This window comes from Nostoc sp. (assembly GCF_036917755.1).
GTDB lineage: Bacteria > Cyanobacteriota > Cyanobacteriia > Cyanobacteriales > Nostocaceae > Nostoc.
Window position 1 is genome coordinate 1 of the sequence record NZ_JBALFC010000002.1, and the last position, 19929, is coordinate 19929.

Sequence of the window (19929 nt, forward strand, 5' to 3'; positions counted from 1 at the left end):
GAGTCGCCGAAATAGCAAATGGAGTCGCCGAAATAGCAAATGGAGTCGCCGAAATAGCAAATGGAGTCGCCGAAATAGCAAATGGAGTCGCCGAAATAGCAAATGGAGTCGCCGAAGTAGCAAATGGAGTCGCCGAAGTAGCAAATATGGGACGTGTACCTTAATCGAACCCTATTGACAAAACCCTCACTTAAATATCTGTCCCAAACACTTACCGTCTCTTCCTTTTGCTTTTTTGTAGTTCGTCGAACTCACGTTAAATCTATCGCCTCGCTCAAAACGGCGAATAGCGCACCGAAAAGTACAGCCCATTTTCTTGGAGCGATCGCCTTTCACCCTCCACTGAGATCAGGGGAATGCCCCAATCTAGGCGAACCAAGAAGTCATCACCCTGTTTCCACAACAGCCCCAACCCAGTACTAAGAAGCGTACTAGGTGATGGATTTTCGCCCTTGACATTCCAGCCTTTGCCAACTTCAATAAAGGGCGTCACTTGCAGCACTCCGCCAATCTTGGCAGCGCGGACAATGGGTACTCGAAGTTCTGCCGAAAATAACAGACCATTATCTGTGAGTAATGCGTCTTGGCGATAGCCGCGTACACTTAGCTGTCCACCCAGACCAAATTGTTCCAAAGGCACTAAGGAATCTGCCGCTAATTGCAAATCGCCCCTGACTAAAAATAGAGTGTCGGGTGCTAATTGCCGCACCCACTGCGCCTGTCCGCGCCACGCAAAAAAGCGACTATCTGGTTCAGTATTGCTGACATTAGCATCGAACCAATCTACGCCAAAGCTCAATTGCGATCGCGCCGCAAATACATATTGGTTGCTTCGCTGGGTATATTCTTGAAAAAAGCGCAGAGCCGAAATATTGGTTTTTCCGTTCGCATCTGCACCGGGAGAGAGTTTAAACGGCCCAATGTTATCAAGACCCAACTCAGTTTGGCTTGACTGGCGCGTGAATGACAGCCCGATCGCCAACTCTTGGGTTGGTTTTTGCACCAGTGGTTGCCGATAGCCTAATTCGTAATACTGGGTATTTGACTGAATATCAAGGACGTTGAATGGCTTTTCAATAACGTGGTTCCATCCCTGGTTAAAACCAAAAAATACAGTGCCATTGTGGGCATTAATTGGCAGCGTGTAATTGGCATTGAGCGTATTACTGCCATCAGTATTGGCGTATCCCACGCTCAAGGTATCGCCCAAGCCCAGTAAATTGGCTTCTTGCAGATCCACTCCCCGGCGAAAACTGCCGACACTCGGCGATCGCCCATTATCCAGGGTTGCTGTCGCCTTGAAGGTATTTGCTTCTTCAACCTCGACTAGCAATATATTGGTTCCCGGACGGACGCCTGTTTGCAACTCGGCTGACAGGTTTTGAATTCGCGGATCGAGACGGAGTAGTTGCAGCTTTTCCAGTAAGCGGGGTACATTTAAGGGTTTGCCAGCACCAAGTTGGATGCGATCGCGAATATATTTACTGCTCAATCGCCGATTACCGATAATCTTGATTTCTTGTACACTACCCTCGATCACCTGAATTTTGATCACCCCGGCTTCTAGTGTCTGCGGTATAATCAACGCCCCCGTGGTTACATAGCCGCGATCGGCGTAAAGCTTCGTGATCGCATCTCTAACTTGCAACAACTCTGCAAACGTCAGTTCCCGTCCCACAAAGGGAGCGGTAACAGTGGCAAACTGTTCTGGTTTGAAAACTGTACTACCAACGACTTCAATGCGATCAACCCGAAATCTAGCATTAGGGTCATCCTGTCCCGGAATTGGCTGATTCGGTACTTTTGGGGATGGAAGCAATTGATTCTTGTCTGGTAGCTTCGGCAATACATCTGAAGGTAAGGGAGTGACAGGAATCTCTTCTAATCGACCAGGTGGTAACATTTGAGGATTAGGAGTTTGGGCGAGCGCATCCTGATAGTTGCACAATACTACTACTGTCACAAAGCTGAGTGTTATAAATCCAGTAAAAATCCTCAGTTTGCCCACGAACTTGCCGATCTCTGGCTGATTTCTAACCAAGGTTTTTCTAATCATTATTTGTAATTTAAGAAATTACAGATTGAATACTTCATACTTGGAAAGTATAAGTAAATACGTAGGAAGTACCATATCTAACTTAAATTTTTCGGGAAAAAATCAGTAATATTACTCTCTTTTTTAGAAGAGATAAGTATAGAGTATGTTACAGACTAGCTTTTTTTCTCTCTCATTTAAGTTTTAAGTGGCGATCGCTAGCTAAACTGAAGAGGAATACAGAATCCAGAATTCAGAATTCACCAATCTTTCAGTCGGGGATTGAGACCCGCCACTACGAAAGTTGACCACTAAATCTACGATTTAGTGGGGTGTCTAAAAAGAGGTTATTCATCCGCTTTTTCGGTCAAAATTCATTCTGAATTCTGAATTCTGACTCCTGACTCCTGAATTCTGTTCGATAAGTTTTAATAATGCCGTTATGAGTACTGATTCACCTGTTAATTCTGCTGATAAGTCTGAATCTACATTCGGGAAGCGTTTGAGAAACTTTTTAATTGTAATGGTAGCGATCGCTCTTAGCGTTGCCCTCTTCTTAGGATTGCGAACTGAAACAACCTCCGCTTCCCTTGCCAAATTAAGTGATGCGTCCACACCCTTAGAAGTAGCCGTCAGCAACGGCAAACCATCTCTAGTGGAATTTTATGCTGACTGGTGTACTGTCTGTCAGAAAATGGCACCAGATATCACCCAACTGGAAACAGAGTATGCTGACAAGATGAATTTTGTCATGCTAAATGTGGATAATATTAAGTGGCTACCAGAAATGCTGAAATATCGGGTGGATGGGATTCCCCACTTTGTATTTTTGAGCCAACAGGGGGAAACCATAGCCCAAGCGATCGGCGATCAACCCCGGACGATTATGGCTAGCAACTTAGAAGCTTTGGTTACTGGTTCCTCTCTCCCCTACGCTCAAGCTAGCGGGAAAGTTTCCAAATTTTCAGCCCCAGTAGCACCAACAGCTAGTCAAGATGATCCCCGCAGTCATGGCACCCAAGTGGTAAATTAGCACTTTGGAGGTATGGTGTACGAGAGCAGAAAAAGAGCGATGTCTACGATGGTCACTGAGCTTGCCTGCCCTGAGCTTGTCGAAAGGTCGAAGTGCGGGCGTAGCTGCGGCGCACCTTTAGCTGTACAACATCTGCACAATATTTTACCGTAAATCAAAGGGTTTAAGACCCCAACAATACAGTTAGCGCCAGTTTCAGTCGGGGTTTAAATCCCCCGAAGTTGCCACAAACTCCTCCACCCCCGCAAGGCACTTCTCTCTCTTGAAAAGGTGTTCATGGGGGAAACCTCCTCTTCTGCACACTTTTCGCTTCGTCTGAAAATGTCTAAAATGTTTGAATTTTGAATTTTGAATTTTGAATTGGTTAAGAGTTTTCCCGCCCTCTTCATCCAATAGATTGTCGCTTGAGATGCTTATGAGCGTACATTAATTCGTCAGACCTGGCGATTAGTTCTTCTAGTGACATATTGCTTTCTGGTGAGTAACGCTCTATCCCTATACTCATCGAGAGTTCATAACTACGGTTTTGCTGTTGATTAAAGTTGGCGATATTTGCTTGCAGACACGCTTGGATGCTATCAGCGTCCTGAAAGTAGCTGGAGATGAAAACAATGAACTCGTCTCCACCTAAGCGAGCAACAATATCTGAGTTCGGAAAACTTTGCTTGAGTAATTGAGCAGCATCAACAATCAAAGCATCTCCCATGTCGTGACCAAGGGTGTCGTTAATCAGTTTTAGCCCATCTAAATCAATGAAGATCACCCAGCAAAAAACTTTCATGCAGTGAGCAATTTTTAACTGTTGTTCAGCCAACAAAAAGAACCCACGTCGGTTATGCAAACCTGTTAGTTCATCTGTCAGCGACAACTGTCTTCCTTCCATCTCTGCTTGTTTGCGGTTGCGAACTTCCTCAATCAGTTCCATCTGAGCGATCACCTGCCGAGTTAAGCGGCGGAGTGCATCCAACTGCTGGTAACTTAGGAAACGAGGAATGGTATCAATCACACACAACGTTCCGATGGCAAAACCATTGGGTGTAACTAGTGGGGCACCAGCATAAAAACGAATATTGGGATTACCTTTGACTAGGGGATTGTTATGAAAGCGATCGTCCTTGAGCGCGTTGGGAACCACTAATATATCATCTGGTTGAAGAATGGCATGGGCACAAAAACTCAACTCTCTGGGTGTTTCCTTAGCTTCTAGTCCAACCTGAGATTTAAACCATTGGCGATCGCTATCTACTAAGCTAATTAAAGCAATTGGAGTCTTACAAATGTAGGCAGCCAGAGCAATTAGGTCATCAAATGCCTGTTCCGGTAGAGTATCCAGAATATTATAGTCCGCCAATGCTTTGAGCCTTTCTGCTTCATTTTCAGGTAGAGGAACAGCTTGCATTTTCACAGATGAGTGTCTCAGCCTTAGCCAGGAAAGTCTAGTATGCTGGAAATTTTGCAACAAACACCGGATTGCTCTAATAGCATCAAGGCTACGTGATCTAAACATCTCTGCAATAAAAATTAATATTCGCTTGAATATGTAGAAATATTGTATTGCATGATGTTGTTCATGCCTTTGGTTTGCTCTGTTGCTCATATCACCCTAACTTTCACTGTACAAAATTCGCTGAGTATATAGATACTTACAAGTTCTTTTGCCCAAAGTCAGCTTGGAAATGATCAGTATATGCGAAAAATTATCAAAGCTTATTATACTGCCAGAGTTCTTCGTCACAACTTGACATGATTGCTCTTTTCAATCTAAAATCCCAAATTGTGTGACCATCTGCTTGAGCGATGGCAGCACCTAAATCTATTAACACGGTGGGATAATTTTCTCTACCGGGAGCAATTTACAGTATCAGATCAGGCTCGAATTAGTCTTTATATGATTCCAAAATTCCACTACGAATCATTAGTTGCGGCCAAAATAACACAAAAAATCCCATCCACGTCACTAGAGGGATAGAGACGAGAACTGTTAGCCAGATAGTTTTAAATAGTAACCAGCTACCACCAATCAGTGTTACACCTGTGAGAACTATAGACCAGGGCTGACACCACCAAGGTTTGTAATTCCACGGACTTACGGGCTTTTGTTCAGACATTGATCAACTCCAAATTTTCCTTATAGCTATTAAAGCAACAATTAACAAATTCGGTGGGTTTAAGTCCCCGGCAACAATTAAGCCGCAAGTATGTAAGTCTTGTTCTGTCTTACAAAGTTGCACAAGAGGGGAGACCCCAAGATCGCAATGCAGCGCTAAATCCCCGTTACAAAACTGTACTTCCGACTTCCGACTTCCGACTTCTTTAAGCGGTCTTAAAAAATCGAATAATTTCGCGGACATGATCGAGAAATTGTCCGTCAGTTGAAAGTTGCGCGATCGCATTTCTGGCTTCTCTCCCCAAACGCTCATGTTCAGTTTGATTTGTCGCCCGTAATTCTTCCAAGTTAGCCGAAATTCGAGCTAAATCTCTACGAGTCTCTTCAGCAAAGCGTTGTTGAGTTGCGGGTAATGAATAGGATTGTTCAGGGTTAAGTTGATCTTCTAATGACTGAATTTTTTGTTCCAATATCGAGAAGCGATCGCGCAGTTCAAAAATATCTTCGCGGGGATACTTCCATTCTTGGCGAATCATCGCTAACCGGGCATATAAATACTCATAAGCTCGAATCGCTGGACGCAGAATTGTTAATAACAAAGCTGCACCAGAACTTATATACCCAACTGTACTAATACCAGTGGCAGCAAGAGTATAAAGACCAACGGTTGAAAATAAGTGTAAAGCAATGGCAACCCAGAGCGATCGCTTTGCTAAAAGTGTGACATACTTCACTTGTTTCTGATCAACTGGAATTCCTTTTTCAGTTGATTGTGCTGCTTCTGCTAAGACTTCTTTGGCTTGAAAATGCACATTCCACGGTACGGTAACAATTACCAACAGCCACCAAAAACTGGCACCACCTATTACCCAGTCAAGAAAATTACCAGCAGGGATGTGCAACCATTGCAGTAAGCCAAAAGCCGCCAGCACCACAACCACAATTCCAGCAATGGAACTGATGAAAAAGTTAATATACATCTTGCCCTGTCTCCGGTGAAACTATCACCTCGATCATGACTGTACTCCAGCAGTTATACGTAAATGATTGTGATGGTTTTTCTAATTGTACACACCAGCTTTTCGATGAGATAGTTACGCCAATTAGGTTGAGTATCTTTGCTACCCTTTTGTGGAAAGTAGCAACAAACATGATTGTGATGGTTTTTCTAGTTGCACATACTAGCTATTGGATGAGATAGCTACGCCAAATTGATTGAGTATTTTTACTACCCTTTTCTGGAATTAGCGATCGCCAAGTTTTACCTTCTTGCTGAATTTGCAGGTAAACGTCAAAGGTTTTTTGTGGTTGCGTCAAGCGCCGTTTTGGTAGTTTAACAATCAAGTCGTAGGTTCCCCGAACGCGGAAAGCTGGTAAATTTTCAATCGTCAGGGGTTGTTCCTGGGTAATTGATAGCCGCTTGATTTCAAATCCTTGAAAATCTAGATCCAACTGTTGGCTAAGTTTTTGTTGAGTTTGCTCTAGCCCAAGTGCGATCGCTTTTTGCACTAACTCGCTAGTCGGTAGCAGTCCAATATTGCCACAAGCTGTTACTAACACCAGCAATATTGCTGTCAAAACTAACCGTATTATGTTATTAACTCTAATCATTCGTCATTAATTATTGGACTTTTGTTAATTCTCTGATTGCTGTTGGGTTATATCGGGACAAGCGTCAACTTAGAGCCAGGGCGAATAGAATAGAGCCTCCGGCACGCTGACGCGCTAAGCGAAGCTATGCCGAAGGCTTTACGCGGCTACACAAACTCTCGTCCACCTCCGTGGACTAAGAGAAAATCAAGGATTCTTAACCCACGGAGGTGGGTAAAACCTCGTGTAGACGCGGTTTCTAACCGCCCTTTTAACGTTAAGTTGACACCAATGAGCAATGTTCCCTAACAACGTATTTGTATCATTATTAACGGTATTAGAGGCCAAAACATAAATCTGTTTAAACAGCTATATATCCTCTAGATACTAGTAAAGGCACGGTAGAACCGTGCCCTAATTTGCAAAAAGTATTATTTTGACAGGTTTTTGCTTTACAGTATTTTTAATACTGGCGTAAAAGTGCAGATAATGAACTATCTTTACGAAGATCCATCAATTCTGCTAAAGGTTCTGTGCGCTTATCCAAGTGATGCTTGTGTTCTGCTGGTAGAACCGTCACCAGATGTTTTGTTTTTGGTTGCATCTGCATAAGGGGCATGAGTTGTTGCTGTGGCACAAAAATTGGCTGGTTCTTGGGAAGCTGTGGCTCCAATTTTTGGTAATTGCTCTGTGCCAAGCGTACCTGATGGCGGTTAATCTGTTTTTGAACTTTTTGTGGCTGCTTCATCCACTTGAGCATTCGGAAAATGATCAAGCAACCACTACCACAACTGAGGGCGATCGCAGCCACCATCCATAAAGGTGTAGGATTAGTGTTCTCAGAGGGCGCATTAATTGGTTCTTCAACTATAACTGGGATTTTTTCTGGTTCTTCTTGTGCTACCGGGCCAGCGTTACCTAAGCTATACAGGGCAAAGGCACCACCTGCCATAAACATGGCTAAAAATCCAGTTAACAATAGCCAAGGATGATGTGCAACCAAATATATCAGAACATTCGAGCTTTTTCTTAGTCTCGATTTCCTGTTTGTCAGCTCTGGAGTAGCCCGTCTTAGTTGGGTTGGCTCGCGCTGTACACTCTGACTTTTTTCCATGATTACTTTCAGATTTGTACCCCTCTAGTCAATAAATTGTACTGGAGGAGTCAAGCATCAGGTATCCGTAAAAAAAGTTCAGATTTTAGTAGCTTTTTTGTAAAATATACGCTACCAAATCTGGCTAACTTTTCCCAAAATTCTGTATTTCCGATGACTTTTTACCGTAAAAATTTGAAATCAGTTCGCTTATTTTCTGCATCAGCTAGGAGAATGTCTTTCAACAGCCAGTTGAATTAACCGATCAACTAATTCTGGAAAGGAGACTCCACTATGCGCCCAGAGTTGGGGATACATACTCGTTGCAGTAAAGCCTGGTAAGGTATTGATTTCGTTAATCAAAACTTCTTGTGTTGCTTCCACATAGAAAAAATCTACCCTTGCCAACCCCGCAGCGTCAACAGCTGCAAAAGCTTGCAAAGCCATATCTTGAATTTGCCGGGCGATCGCATCTGGAATTGGTGCAGGTATCAGTAAATCTGCCAGTCCATCAGTATATTTAGTTTCATAATCATAAAAATCGCTGTCATAAGTAATCTCTCCAATGACAGAGGCTTGGGGTTGATCATTACCTAAAACGGCACACTCGACTTCCCTGGCGACGACACCAGCTTCTACAACTAGTCGGCGGTCATAACTGGCAGCATTATCTAAAGCGGCTTCCAATTCTGGACGCGATCGCACTTTGGCAATACCCACTGATGAACCCAAATTAGCAGGCTTGACAAAAGCCGGATAACCTAATGCTGCCTCAATTTGATCACAGAGTTTCGGAAATACGCAAGGATTAGACCAAACCTGCGCTCTAGTGATCGCCTGATATTTTACCTGTGGTAGTCCGGCTTGCTCAAAGGCCATTTTCATGGCAATTTTATCCATCCCCATTGCCGAACCTAACACCCCAGAACCCACAAAGGGGACTTGCATCAAAGTTAGTAACCCTTGAATTGTCCCGTCTTCACCGTTGGGGCCATGGAGAATCGGAAACCAAACATCCACTTGGGCAACTTGAGAGGGAGATTGCCACTTACTCAGGGTTTGGGCTTGAGGGTTGGATGTCAGATGTCCAACAGATGTTGATTCTTCAGATTCCAGTAGCGGACTGCCGGTTGCTAAAACCTTTTCGGGTGCTTCTCCGGCTAGCCAGCGTCCATCTTTTTGGATATAAAAAGGCAGTATTTCGTACTTATTAGCATTTTCCTCTGCACTCAAGGCTTTAGCAATCGCCCGTGCTGAGTTGATCGAAACTTCATGTTCTCCCGAACGACCGCCAAACAATAACCCCACGCGCAGCTTAGTCATTTTCGGTTCCTCGACACTCTTCAAGCAGATAGCGTATCATAACCTACAAAAGTTGCCATGTTTTTCTTTTATCAAATTGAGGTGTCAAAATTTTTTCAGATATTCAGAGCCATTGGGCAAAAGCATCTATTCTCGCAGCAGCCAAGCTAAATATATTCAAAGGTTATGTAGACGGGACTTTTCGTCCCAATGCACCTGTGACTCGTGCTGAATTTGCGGCGATTATTTTCGTAGCTTTACCGAAACAGACATTATCTCGTCCTGCAATAACCTTTACAGATGTACCCGCCAATCACTGGGCCGCTAAAGCGATCGCTCAAGCATATCAGATAAAATATCTCTCTGGCTATCCCAATTCTCTTTTCAAACCCAATGAACTAATCCTGCGTGTGCAAGCAATAGCTGCTTTAGCTTCCGGGTTAAATTATGGCGTTACAGCAGATCCGATAACGACTTTGAAAAAGTATTATAGTGATTTTGGGCAAATTCCCAGTTATGCGACGAGTGCGATCGCCGCCGCAACCGAAAAGCGGATTATTGTTAACTACCCAGATATCAAAAGTTTGCAGCCAAATCAAAACGCTACAAGAGGCGAAATAGCAGCATTTATTTGTCGAGTTCTGGAAATTCCTACGGTATCTTCCAAGTATATTGCTGGTCTAGAACTGTTCGTAATTACCCCACAATTTGATGCTGCTGATGATTTTCGGGAAGGATTCGCACGGGTGCAAAAAGGTGATCAGTGGGGCTATATCGACAAAACCGGAAAGTTTTTGATTCCGCCACAATTTGATGAAGCTCATCCTTTTTCAGAAGGATTGATATTAGTAAAAGAAAATATAAATAAATCAAGCCCTACATAATTTATGGAAATTCGTGGTATTTGGATCACTACAACAGCTAGCCAAGTTTTGAACTCCAGACAAAATATTGCTGAGGCGATGAACTTTCTCGCTGAAACAGGATTTAACGTAGTATTTCCTGTTGTTTGGAATAATGGCTCAACTAACTATCGTAGCCAAGTAATGAAAGAAAAATTTGGCATAGAAATAAAACCAGGTAAGCAATTTCAAGATAGAGATCCTTTAAAAGAATTAATTGAAGAAGCCAAAAAAGTTGATATTGCGGTTATCCCTTGGTTTGAATATGGATTTATGAGTTCTTATGGAGAAAAGGGTGGCAAAATCATTGAGGATAAACCAAAATGGCCAGCCATTGATTATGCTCGGACAAACCTTAGTCTCAATGGTTATTATTGGCTAAATTCTCTTGATAGCGAAGTGCAAGACTTTGTATTAAGTTTATTCTTAGAAGTCGTAACAAAGTATGAAGTTGCCGGCATTCAAGGAGATGATCACTTTCTCGCTTTACCAATGGAAGGTGGTTATGATGACAAAACTCTTAAACGCTATCAGGACGAGTTTAATCAACAACCACCAAAACCGCCAGAGAGAAGAAATCCTCAAGATCCACCAGATCGACCAGATCCACAATGGCAGAATCCACAATGGAAACAATGGGCACGGTGGCGGGCTGATATTATTTCCAATTTTTTAAACCGCTTCTATCGGCAAATAATCAATATCAACCCTGAATTAATTATTTCCATGTCTCCTACTATTTATCCTTGGGGTTACGACAACTACCTACAAGATTCTCAAACTTGGGTTGATCAGGGATTAGTCGATTTAATTCATCCACAGTTATATTACAAAGAATTTGAACTTTATAAAAAAGATTTAGATAGGCTCCTAGCTAATCAATTTGCCAAACAACAATTGCCACACTTAATTCCTGGTGTTCTTTTAAAAAAAGATACATATCGGATTAATCCAGAACATTTAGTCCAGGCAATAAACTATAATCGGTCTGTTGGTCTTCAAGGGGAAGTGTTATTTTTCTATGAAGCTTTGCGAGAAGATAATAATGCTTTAGCTAATACTCTTAAATCAGGAATTTACTCTACACCTGCTGGAAGATTTGAACAGAAAGAAATTAAAAAATATGGCTTTACTCATCGACGAACCAATGGTAATTTTACTTACATAAATACATCACAGGAAATTAGCATCAAGGCACAATTTGATTGGGTTGAGCCATTTTCTGAAGGGATGGCAGCCGTCAAAATGGGTTATAAATGGGGTTACATCGATAAAACAGGTAAACTGATCGCCCGCCTTCAGTTTGATACTGCTGAACCTTTTTCAGAAGGATTAGCTCTGGTAAAAATTAATAATAAATATGGCTACATCGATAAAACTGCAAAATTGATAATTGCCTTCCAATTTGATGATGCTAAATCATTTTCGTCAGGTATGGCAGCCGTAAAAATAGCTGATAAGTGGGGGTATATTGATAAAAAAAGCAAAATCATGATTCCTGCTCAATTCGACGATGCTAAATCATTTGCTGAAGACTTAGCCGCCGTAGAAATAGCTAATAAATGGGGATGTATTGATAAAATGGGTCAAACTAAAATTAAATTTGAGTTTGATGATGCTGCAATTTTTTCTGGAGGTTTGGCATTAGTTAAACTTGCGAATAAATTTGGCTATATAAATAAAGAAGGAAATCTTATTATCGAGCCACAATTTGATGAGGCTGATATTTTTTCAGAAGGATTAGCTCCTGCTCAAATGGGAGGTAAATGGGGGTATATTAATCAGTTTGGTGAGTTTGTAATTCCACCAGATTTAGATTTTGCTAAACCTTTTTCTGAAGGCATAGCATTAGTTAATGTTGGTGGAGAATTAAAACAAGATAAGGAACAAGGGAAAGCATATTTTATGGGAGGTAAATGGGGATACATTTGCAAACCCTAAAAGGATGTTTGTAAAGTCTAATTTATTACTAGCCTGGGCGACTGGAAGTCGCGGCTAAATAGACAAAACCCACCTCCGTGGGTTAAAAAGCAATACAGTTCAGATAAGCCCAAAACCCTCATGTAGAAACGCGATTTATCGCGTCTTCTAAGTTTTGTGTAGTAGCGTAAAGCCTTCGGCATAGCTTCGCTTAGCGCGTCAGCGTGCCGGAGGCTCTATTCTATTCGCCCGATCGCTACAGCTAATTGTTATCTAAAAAACCGTATTTTCTAATACATTTTTTCAGAAATTGCCTGGGCTGATCATCCTTTGTCTACTTCCAGCCTCCAATTAAAACAATCGTGTTATCAGCTACAGTTGTATTCCAAGAAAAAGGGCAACAATATTGATAAATAACTAAAAATGCAGCCCTACCTGTAAAAGATGCTGCCGTTTCATGAAACCCCGAATTATTGTTTGTGGCTTAGGACGTACCGGATATAAAACCTTTCGTTTGCTGAGAGATCAGGGAGCCTTCGTTGTTGGTATTCATCATCAATCTATCCCTGGCGAAACAGCACCAGATGTGATTGTTGGCGATTTACAAGCAGCTGCTACCCTAACAGCAGCCGGAATTCAACAGGCACACACTTTAGTAATCGCTGGATCTAAAGATGCTCTGAATTTGTCTATTATGATGCAAGCGCGGGTACTGAATCCCCAGATTCGGATTATCAACCGTTTTTATAATACAAATTTGGGGGAGCGCCTAGATCAAAGTTTGCCAGACCACTTGAGTATGAGTGTTGTGGGATTAGCAGCACCCGTATTCACCTTTGCAGCACTGGGAAGCCAAGCGATCGGACAAATCAAATTATTTCAGCAAACTTGGCCAATTCACGAAGAATACATTCACGAAAACCACTTGTGGAAGGGTCGAAAACTGAGTGAATTGTGGTCAGATCGATCGCGGATGCTGATTTATTACTTACCAGCAGAAGGTGAGATGGATTTGGTGTCAGCTGTGATATCTGGACAAGAAATACAAGTAGGCGATCGCTTAATTATTGGTACACAACCCCGCATCCGTTCTCCTCGGAGATCATTAATTAAAAAACTGCTGAAAGTCCTAACTAATCTGAGGCAGTTTCAGCAACATGGGCGAGCGGTAGTGGTGGGTGCAATTGTACTATTGGCGGTTATTGGGATTGCTACACTCACCTATATGTCGGCTGAGTTGAATGTGTCTGCTGTCGATGCTTTATATTTTTCTGTAGGCATGATTACTGGTGCCGGTGGTAATGACAAAGTAGTAGAAAATGCTCCTAACAGTATTAAGTTATTTACTGTTGTGATGATGCTAGTTGGAGCAGTGGTGATTGGTCTTTGGTATGCAATGCTCACCGATTTTGTCTTAGGAAGCCGCTTTAAGCAATTTTGGGATGCAGCCCGAATTCCCCAGCGATCGCACTATATTGTCTGTGGCTTGAGTGGTATTGGGCTAAGAATTGTCCAGCAACTCCACACTAGTGGATATGAAGTTGTAGTAGTTGAACCCGACTCTAACAACAAATATATTAACACCGCCCGCGAACTCGGTATTCCCGTCATTCAGGGCGATGCCAGCTTCCGCACAATACTTAAAGCCAGCAATATAGATTCTGCCGCCGCAGTCCTTGCTGTTACTAGCAATGATGCTACCAATCTAGAAATTGCCCTCAAAGCCAAAGGTTTGACACCCAGCATTCCGGTGATTGTTCATTATGCCGATCCCGATTTTGCTGGCATAGCGCAACAGCTATTTGGCTTCGAGGCTGTATTGAGTTCGGCTGAACTAGCAGCCCCAGCTTTTGCTGCTGCCGCACTGGGGGGACGCATCCTTGGCAATGGCATCACAGCAGATAGTCTTTGGGTGGCTTTTGCAACTGTGATTACACCTTCACACGCCTTTTGTGGTAAGTGGGTGAAAGATGTCGCCATGTCTGCTGAATGTGTACCTTTGTACGTAGAAAAAAACCACGAAATCCTTCACGGCTGGGATTTATTAGAAACTAACCTCGATACTGGAGATGTTTTATATATGACCATGCCAGCGACGCGGCTATATCAATTGTGGCGAGACGAGCGAGTTTGCGAATCAGACGCTTAAGGCGATCGCAGCGCCAACCTCTGATCGCAGTTCTCGCTTGAATGAGGTATAAGAACCCCTCCCCGCAAGCTTTTAGGGGAGACGAAGCGTAGCTTTGGCTCTTTGGGGTTCTTCGGGTTTAATAAGTAATCAAACGGACATAATATTATTCGGTCAAATAATATGAAATACTAAATACAAATATTGCTAAGAGAACAGGAATCATTTTACTAAAGTCTATTTGCTTTTTTTGAACTATTTCTAAACAAGACATCGGAATCATCAAAGGCCAGAAGATAGTTGTCACCAAAAACATCACAACCGATAAAAATTTATCTTCGGGAGTGGAAACAGGATGACGTAGGAAAAATATTAACCAATTGCTTAAAAAATAGCATGTCATTAACAGATAACCAATAGTTAAAGTCAGTTGTATCTGATTCACTGTAAGTACTCCTGAAGTTATGTGAGCTTCACCAAACATCATACGTACAAAGTTATAACATATACAGTCGTGACCTTACCCCATATTTGCTGACCCAAATACGGGGTAAGATTGAAAAATATACTTCATCAAAACAGAATTAAGGAGCAACTACCGTTCAGAATATAGGAAAGGTATTCTGTACGACTCGCTAATTTACGCTATCTGTGACTGTCTCACTTTGCCGTACCCTTCGGGAAGCAAGCTACGCGCAGCGTCTCGTAGAGAAGTGCGGGTCTGATATCATGTCCAGTAGCATACCCATAATAAAAGAACCCCACCCCCAACCCCTAAGAGCAGGCTCTTAGAGGAGCTAAAACACAGCTTTGGCGGGGTGGGGTTCGGACATGATATGAATTCCCCACTGATGCTTACTGAGCAGTTCGGCAAAGCTGACTGTAAGACTTGCCGAAGTATTGATTCTGAATTCTGACTCCTGAATTCTGACTCCTGAATTCTGACTTCTGAATTCTGACTCCTGAATTATTCTTTATCAATCTTCAAGCATCTCCAAAAATTGCGCCTCGCTTAACTGCGTAATTCCCAAGGAGAGCGCTTTTTCTAATTTAGAACCGGCATCTTCTCCTACTACCAAATAATCTGTTTTTTTACTCACTGAATCAGTCACTTTTCCCGCAGCTTTTTGAATCAAAGCCTTTACCTCATCTCGCTTTAAGGTTGGCAATGTACCGGTAATTACAAAAGTTTTACCTGCAAACTTTTGATTACCATCACCAACTGTTTTTGTTTCCTCTGTGGCAGCTAATTGCAATCCTTCTGCTTGCAAGCGTTCGATCAACATTTGGTTGGCATCAATCCGAAACCACTGATAAACAGATTGGGCAATTTCAGCACCGATACCATAAATTCCTTCAATATCTGATTGCTTTGCTGTAGCTAACTGGTCTACAGTGAAATATTTCTGAGTCAACAATTGGGCATTCACACTGCCAACGTGACGGATGCCTAAGCCATACAATACCCTTGACCAAGGTTGGTTTTTCGATTGTGCGATCGCATCTACCAATTTCTCTGCCGACTTTTTCCCCATCCTTTCCAATGCAGATAACTTCTCTGCTGTCAACTCATATAAATCGGCAACGGAATGTACCAAACCTTTATCAACGAGTTGATACACCAACTTTTCCCCAATGCCTTTAATATCCAAGGCGTCACGACTTACCCAATGTTCAATTGAACCTTTAAGAATCGCTGCACAGGAAGCATTGACGCACCGAGTTACCGCCTCACCTGATTCTCGCACCACAGGTTGACCGCAAACTGGGCAATGGGTGGGCATAAGGAAGGGTTCGGTGTCAGTGGGACGGAGTTCTTTTAATACCCTGACCACTTCTGGGATGATTTCCCCAGCTTTGCGGACAATCACAGTATCGCCAATGCGGATGTCTAATTGAGCAATGCGATCGCTATTATGTAAAGTCGCGCGGGAAACTGTTGTTCCCGCCAGTTGCACCGGGCGCATTTCTGCTAACGGCGTTAACGCCCCCGTTCGTCCCACATTCACGGCAATATTTTCTACACGGGTAGGCGCTTCTTCGGCGGGGTACTTCAATGCGATCGCCCAGCGCGGGAATTTCTGCGTAAACCCTAGCTGTTCCTGAAGTTTAAAAGAATTCAGCTTTACTACTACCCCATCAGTCATGTAGGGTAAATTCAGCCGTTCCGTATCCCAGTATTCATAATATTCTGCCACTTCTGCGATCGAGGCACAGAGTTTGTGGTTGGGGTTCACTGGAAAACCCATCTTTTTCAACAACTCCAACGCTTCCCATTGGGTATTGGCAATACTGGTGTCATCTCTACCAGGAATGTGCAAAGTGTAGCCAAAGAAATCTAAGCGCCGTTTAGCAACAATGCGGGAGTCTAGTTGTCTGAGTGTACCAGCTGCGGCATTACGGGGATTGGCAAATAATTGCTCACCTGCTTTTTGCCTCTCCTCGTTGATTTGTTTAAATATTTCCAAAGGCAAAAACGCCTCGCCTCGCACTTCCACCCTTTCCAGAATTTCTAACCCTTCAAAATTCAAACGCAAGGGAATTGAGCGAATTGTCCGCACATTTTGGGTGATATCTTCACCCGTCACTCCATCACCCCTAGTTGTCCCTCTAACTAGAATCCCATCTTGGTAGGTAAGAGCCAAAGCAGAACCATCAATTTTGAGTTCAGTGACATATTCCACTGAGTCTATTTTAGCTACTTGTCGCCGCCAACGCTGATCCCACCCTTGCAACTCATCGACATTAAACGCATTCTCCAGACTGTACAAGGGGATATTATGGCGCACCGAGGTAAACTGCGTCGCTGGTCTCTCACCTACGCGCTGAGTCGGACTATCGAATGTCGTCAATTCTGGATATTGAATTTCCAGTTGTTGCAATTCTCGATATAGTTGGTCATAGACTGCATCCTCCATGATTGGAGCATCTAAAACGTAATAAGCATAGCTGGCTTGTTGCAATAACTGGCGCAACTCTTCTGTACGCTTTATTTCAGGCTTAATCGGGGTCATTTTTATAATCAGAATTCAGAACTCAGGAGCCAGAATTCAGGATGAATTCTGTACGAGTGGATGATAGCGCAGCATTAGCTGATCTGGAGCGTGTGAATATTGGTTAAAACCGTACTTCATCTCGCTACGCGCTTTCGCCCCTGGCGGTCACTGAGCCTGCCGAAGTGTAGGCGAAACTAATATTAAACATTCCTCCTGATTAAAACTCTATCCCTTTATGGGTAGAGTATTCACCAATTCTGAATTCTGTATTCTGACTGCTGATTTATTTCAGAGATGCCAAAGTCCGGTGTCCAATTATTCCGTCTGCTCTTAATCCTTTAGACTTCTGAAATCTGATCACGGCTGAACGTGTGTTGTTATCAAAGACACCATTCACGTTTGCAGTATAGAATCCTTGCTGTTTTAAAGAATTCTGAGCAGTTTTGACTGCCTCTCCTCTGCTACCTACTCTCAGTACGTTACTATTGTTTGCCGTACTATTAGACCTGTGCTTGGCATGAACCTTTTGGACAGCATTAGGCTTTTTCATGGTGTTGCCCGGCTGGGTATTTTGAGCAACGTAGGAAGCAGTAGTCGGATTGTGGCTTTTATTATTGGTTAAAGAGTAAGCAGGCACAGCAGCAGCTAAAGTCAAGGCAGGGAGCAAAGCAAGTACTTTCCAATTCATCTTTTTGTTCCTTCTAACTATGAGAATTATTAAATTTTGATTAGAAGAGTCATCCTAATAAGGCTTAGTGCCTTATAGCGATTCTTCTCGGTAGACTCTGGTGTGTGGGTTTTGTATAGAGTGAGCCTATCTTTTAACCCAGAGCTTTAGGATCACACATTATATTGACAGAGCTATGGCAACATTGTGACGAAAGCATGACTAATTCATTTAGAATTGTGTCGCAATTTTGACTTTTGACTTCCGCCTTACGGTACTAGTACAGCGCGGCGGAAATAAACATAAGATCAAACCTCACCCTCAATCCCTCTCCGTGAGTTCGGAGAGGGAAGCCGGAGGCAGGGTGAGGTTTTATATTTAATTTACAGGTCGGCGGAAATAAACCTACCATTCAAAACAGCCAGAAAGCCTAAAATTAAAGCCTTTTGAATTACGAATTACGAATTACGAATTACGCAAAGCGGTACTAGTCTCTTTTATCTTCATCACCTAACATTTTCAATAATTTTCTGGCAACTAAAACGCCCATAACTCCAGCACCAACTAATTCCACTGCTTGCACCACTTTTTTCCCTACATCTTCAGGGTCGAGGTGGTGATGAAAAATTTCCTCATCCACCCATTCAGTTGTGGCTTTGAAATCATGAATTGCTGTTGGCAATAGCGTTAAATAAGTGCCGTGACGAATTAAATGTCCGGGTTCGCCTGCAACTTCAAAAACATTGAATAAGTTAGCAGCAGCCTCATTTATCCCCAATTTCAAGAGAGTTCCACGAATGTTAACCTTAGCAGGTTTGGGGTTTTCTCCCAACGCTAATGCTTTCAAATTACTGGCAATATTAGCTCCTTGTTGATAAGCCACTTGAGCTGTCGGTGGTAGCGAATTATCCTGAACTGCCACACAATCACCACCGGCAAAAACTTCTGGAAAGTCGAGCAATTGCATGGTAGGAGTAACTAGGAGGCGATCGCTATGATCCCGATGTTCTTTGGGAATTGCTAAATCTTTAATCAGTGGATGGGTGGAAGTCCCAGCTGTCCAGATTGTAGTGTGTGTTGCTAATGTCTCGATTTGCTGATTGCGCTTATATTCAATCGCGTTTGGATGAATAGCAGTGGCTTCTGCTTCCGTGAGTATTTCAATTGGCACAGCGCGTTTTTTCAATTCCCGTTCGGCAATTTCACGTAATGGATCATTAATATCACCACTGAGGATTTGTTTACCGTGATTGAGCATTACCACGCGAATTTCACTCTGATTCCCTCCTAAAGCGCTATACCAATGTGGGAGGAAATCAGCTAAAGTTGCTGCCATTTCTACACCAGAAGCACCACCACCAACTACGACTACTGTTAACAGTTTTTGGCGTTGTTCTAAATCTTCAGTTTGCACTGCTTGTTGTAAACGATCGCGTAAATGCCGCTCCAGAGCGATCGCATCTTCTTGCGTCCAGAAAGGAAAGGCATTTTCTTTGGCTCCCTCAACTTGATGATAGCCAGTCACGCTGCCCAAAGCTAATACTAAGTTGCTGTAATTGTAGGAGTTTCCTGAAGTTAATTTGACTGCCTTTTGATGCAAGTCTATCGACTCCACTGTATCTTGAACAAAGATGACACCACTACCTTGAAGTAATTCCGAAAAACGTGGTACTACTTGAAAGGTATCCATCTCGCCATCGAAATATTCATAAAGTAACGGCTTAAAGCAAAAGCGTTCGTCTTTATCAATCAAGATTACAGAGCGAGGATAATGTTCGTGCGCTAAGTGTAAGGCTGTAAATAGCCCGGTAAAGCCACCACCGACAATCACAGTTTGATAAACTGGGCTGTTCATAAAATCTCTCTCAAATATTGTGAAATCAGAAAGCTTCTACTATAGGAATAAAAACAAAGCAATCAAACTAGCGCTGAGGATCACAGCTAATCCAATAGCGTATTCAACTCTCCGACTAAAAAATCCCACAGCAGCAACCAAGGCGATCGCTAGCCCGATAATCCCAATATATTGCTCTTTTTGTAGATTCTGGGCAATTAGTGGGTCTTTACCTGGTGGTGGAGTTTCTTGAACTGCTTTGGGAGCGAGTTCTGATGCTGGTAATTCTTGGATGAATAAATTCATAAAGTTACTCCTGAAA

At 42.7% G+C, this 19929-nt stretch carries 16 protein-coding genes; 5 read left to right on the plus strand and 11 right to left on the minus strand.

The window, feature by feature from the left end:
* Positions 1-11 precede the first annotated feature (11 nt).
* Positions 12-164 carry a hypothetical protein gene (locus V7L05_RS00830; RefSeq protein WP_442937824.1) on the plus strand — a complete coding sequence of 51 codons (153 nt, stop codon included), beginning with the start codon at positions 12-14 and terminating at the stop codon, positions 162-164.
* 110 nt (positions 165-274) lie between these two features.
* On the opposite strand, the gene V7L05_RS00835 is transcribed toward V7L05_RS00830, so the two are convergent.
* Complete coding sequence (locus V7L05_RS00835; RefSeq protein ID WP_335160921.1) at positions 275-2056, minus strand: ShlB/FhaC/HecB family hemolysin secretion/activation protein; 1782 nt, start codon at positions 2054-2056, stop codon at positions 275-277.
* 421 nt (positions 2057-2477) lie between these two features.
* Between V7L05_RS00835 and V7L05_RS00840 the strand changes: the two genes are divergently transcribed.
* Positions 2478-3068 (plus strand): thioredoxin family protein, encoded by a 591-nt coding sequence (locus tag V7L05_RS00840; protein WP_335160923.1) that lies wholly within the window; start codon positions 2478-2480, stop codon positions 3066-3068.
* A gap of 385 nt (positions 3069-3453) precedes the next feature.
* Here the strand turns inward: V7L05_RS00840 and V7L05_RS00845 are convergent, their stop codons facing one another.
* The 6 genes from V7L05_RS00845 to V7L05_RS00870 form a co-directional block, all read right to left on the minus strand.
* Positions 3454-4467, minus strand: coding sequence for a sensor domain-containing diguanylate cyclase (locus tag V7L05_RS00845; RefSeq protein WP_335161103.1), 1014 nt, complete (start codon positions 4465-4467; stop codon positions 3454-3456).
* Between the two features lie 478 nt (positions 4468-4945).
* The gene (locus V7L05_RS00850; protein ID WP_335160925.1) at positions 4946-5176 is read right to left on the minus strand and encodes a DUF6737 family protein; all 231 of its coding nucleotides are present in this window, start codon (positions 5174-5176) and stop codon (positions 4946-4948) included.
* Between the two features lie 205 nt (positions 5177-5381).
* The gene (locus V7L05_RS00855; protein ID WP_335160927.1) at positions 5382-6155 is read right to left on the minus strand and encodes a hypothetical protein; all 774 of its coding nucleotides are present in this window, start codon (positions 6153-6155) and stop codon (positions 5382-5384) included.
* 205 nt (positions 6156-6360) lie between these two features.
* On the minus strand, positions 6361-6786 hold the full coding sequence (locus tag V7L05_RS00860) for a hypothetical protein (protein ID WP_442937823.1): 426 nt from the start codon (positions 6784-6786) through the stop codon (positions 6361-6363).
* A 442-nt stretch (positions 6787-7228) separates the two neighbouring features.
* Positions 7229-7879: a hypothetical protein gene (locus V7L05_RS00865; RefSeq protein WP_335160929.1), complete on the minus strand. Its 651-nt coding sequence runs from the start codon at positions 7877-7879 to the stop codon at positions 7229-7231.
* Between the two features lie 201 nt (positions 7880-8080).
* On the minus strand, positions 8081-9181 hold the full coding sequence (locus V7L05_RS00870) for a D-alanine--D-alanine ligase family protein (RefSeq protein WP_335160931.1): 1101 nt from the start codon (positions 9179-9181) through the stop codon (positions 8081-8083).
* A 101-nt stretch (positions 9182-9282) separates the two neighbouring features.
* Here V7L05_RS00870 and V7L05_RS00875 point away from each other — a divergent pair, with 101 nt between their 5' ends.
* From V7L05_RS00875 to V7L05_RS00885, 3 genes are all read left to right on the plus strand, one after another.
* The gene (locus V7L05_RS00875) at positions 9283-10044 is read left to right on the plus strand and encodes an S-layer homology domain-containing protein (RefSeq protein ID WP_335161107.1); all 762 of its coding nucleotides are present in this window, start codon (positions 9283-9285) and stop codon (positions 10042-10044) included.
* 3 nt (positions 10045-10047) lie between these two features.
* Entirely contained in the window at positions 10048-12003 is a 1956-nt protein-coding gene (locus V7L05_RS00880; protein ID WP_335160933.1) for a WG repeat-containing protein, read from the plus strand.
* A 436-nt stretch (positions 12004-12439) separates the two neighbouring features.
* Positions 12440-14131, plus strand: a complete 1692-nt coding sequence (locus V7L05_RS00885) for an NAD-binding protein (RefSeq protein ID WP_335160935.1) — start codon at positions 12440-12442, stop codon at positions 14129-14131.
* A gap of 956 nt (positions 14132-15087) precedes the next feature.
* Here V7L05_RS00885 and ligA read toward each other — a convergent pair.
* The 4 genes from ligA to V7L05_RS00905 form a co-directional block, all read right to left on the minus strand.
* A complete protein-coding gene (ligA, locus tag V7L05_RS00890) occupies positions 15088-17124 on the minus strand; it encodes an NAD-dependent DNA ligase LigA (RefSeq protein WP_335160937.1) in 2037 nt (678 codons plus the stop codon).
* A gap of 265 nt (positions 17125-17389) precedes the next feature.
* Positions 17390-17794 (minus strand): peptidoglycan-binding domain-containing protein, encoded by a 405-nt coding sequence (locus V7L05_RS00895; protein WP_335160939.1) that lies wholly within the window; start codon positions 17792-17794, stop codon positions 17390-17392.
* Between the two features lie 466 nt (positions 17795-18260).
* A complete protein-coding gene (locus tag V7L05_RS00900) occupies positions 18261-19628 on the minus strand; it encodes an NAD(P)/FAD-dependent oxidoreductase (protein ID WP_335160942.1) in 1368 nt (455 codons plus the stop codon).
* 39 nt (positions 19629-19667) lie between these two features.
* Positions 19668-19913 carry a hypothetical protein gene (locus tag V7L05_RS00905; RefSeq protein ID WP_334952193.1) on the minus strand — a complete coding sequence of 82 codons (246 nt, stop codon included), beginning with the start codon at positions 19911-19913 and terminating at the stop codon, positions 19668-19670.
* Positions 19914-19929 lie beyond the last annotated feature (16 nt).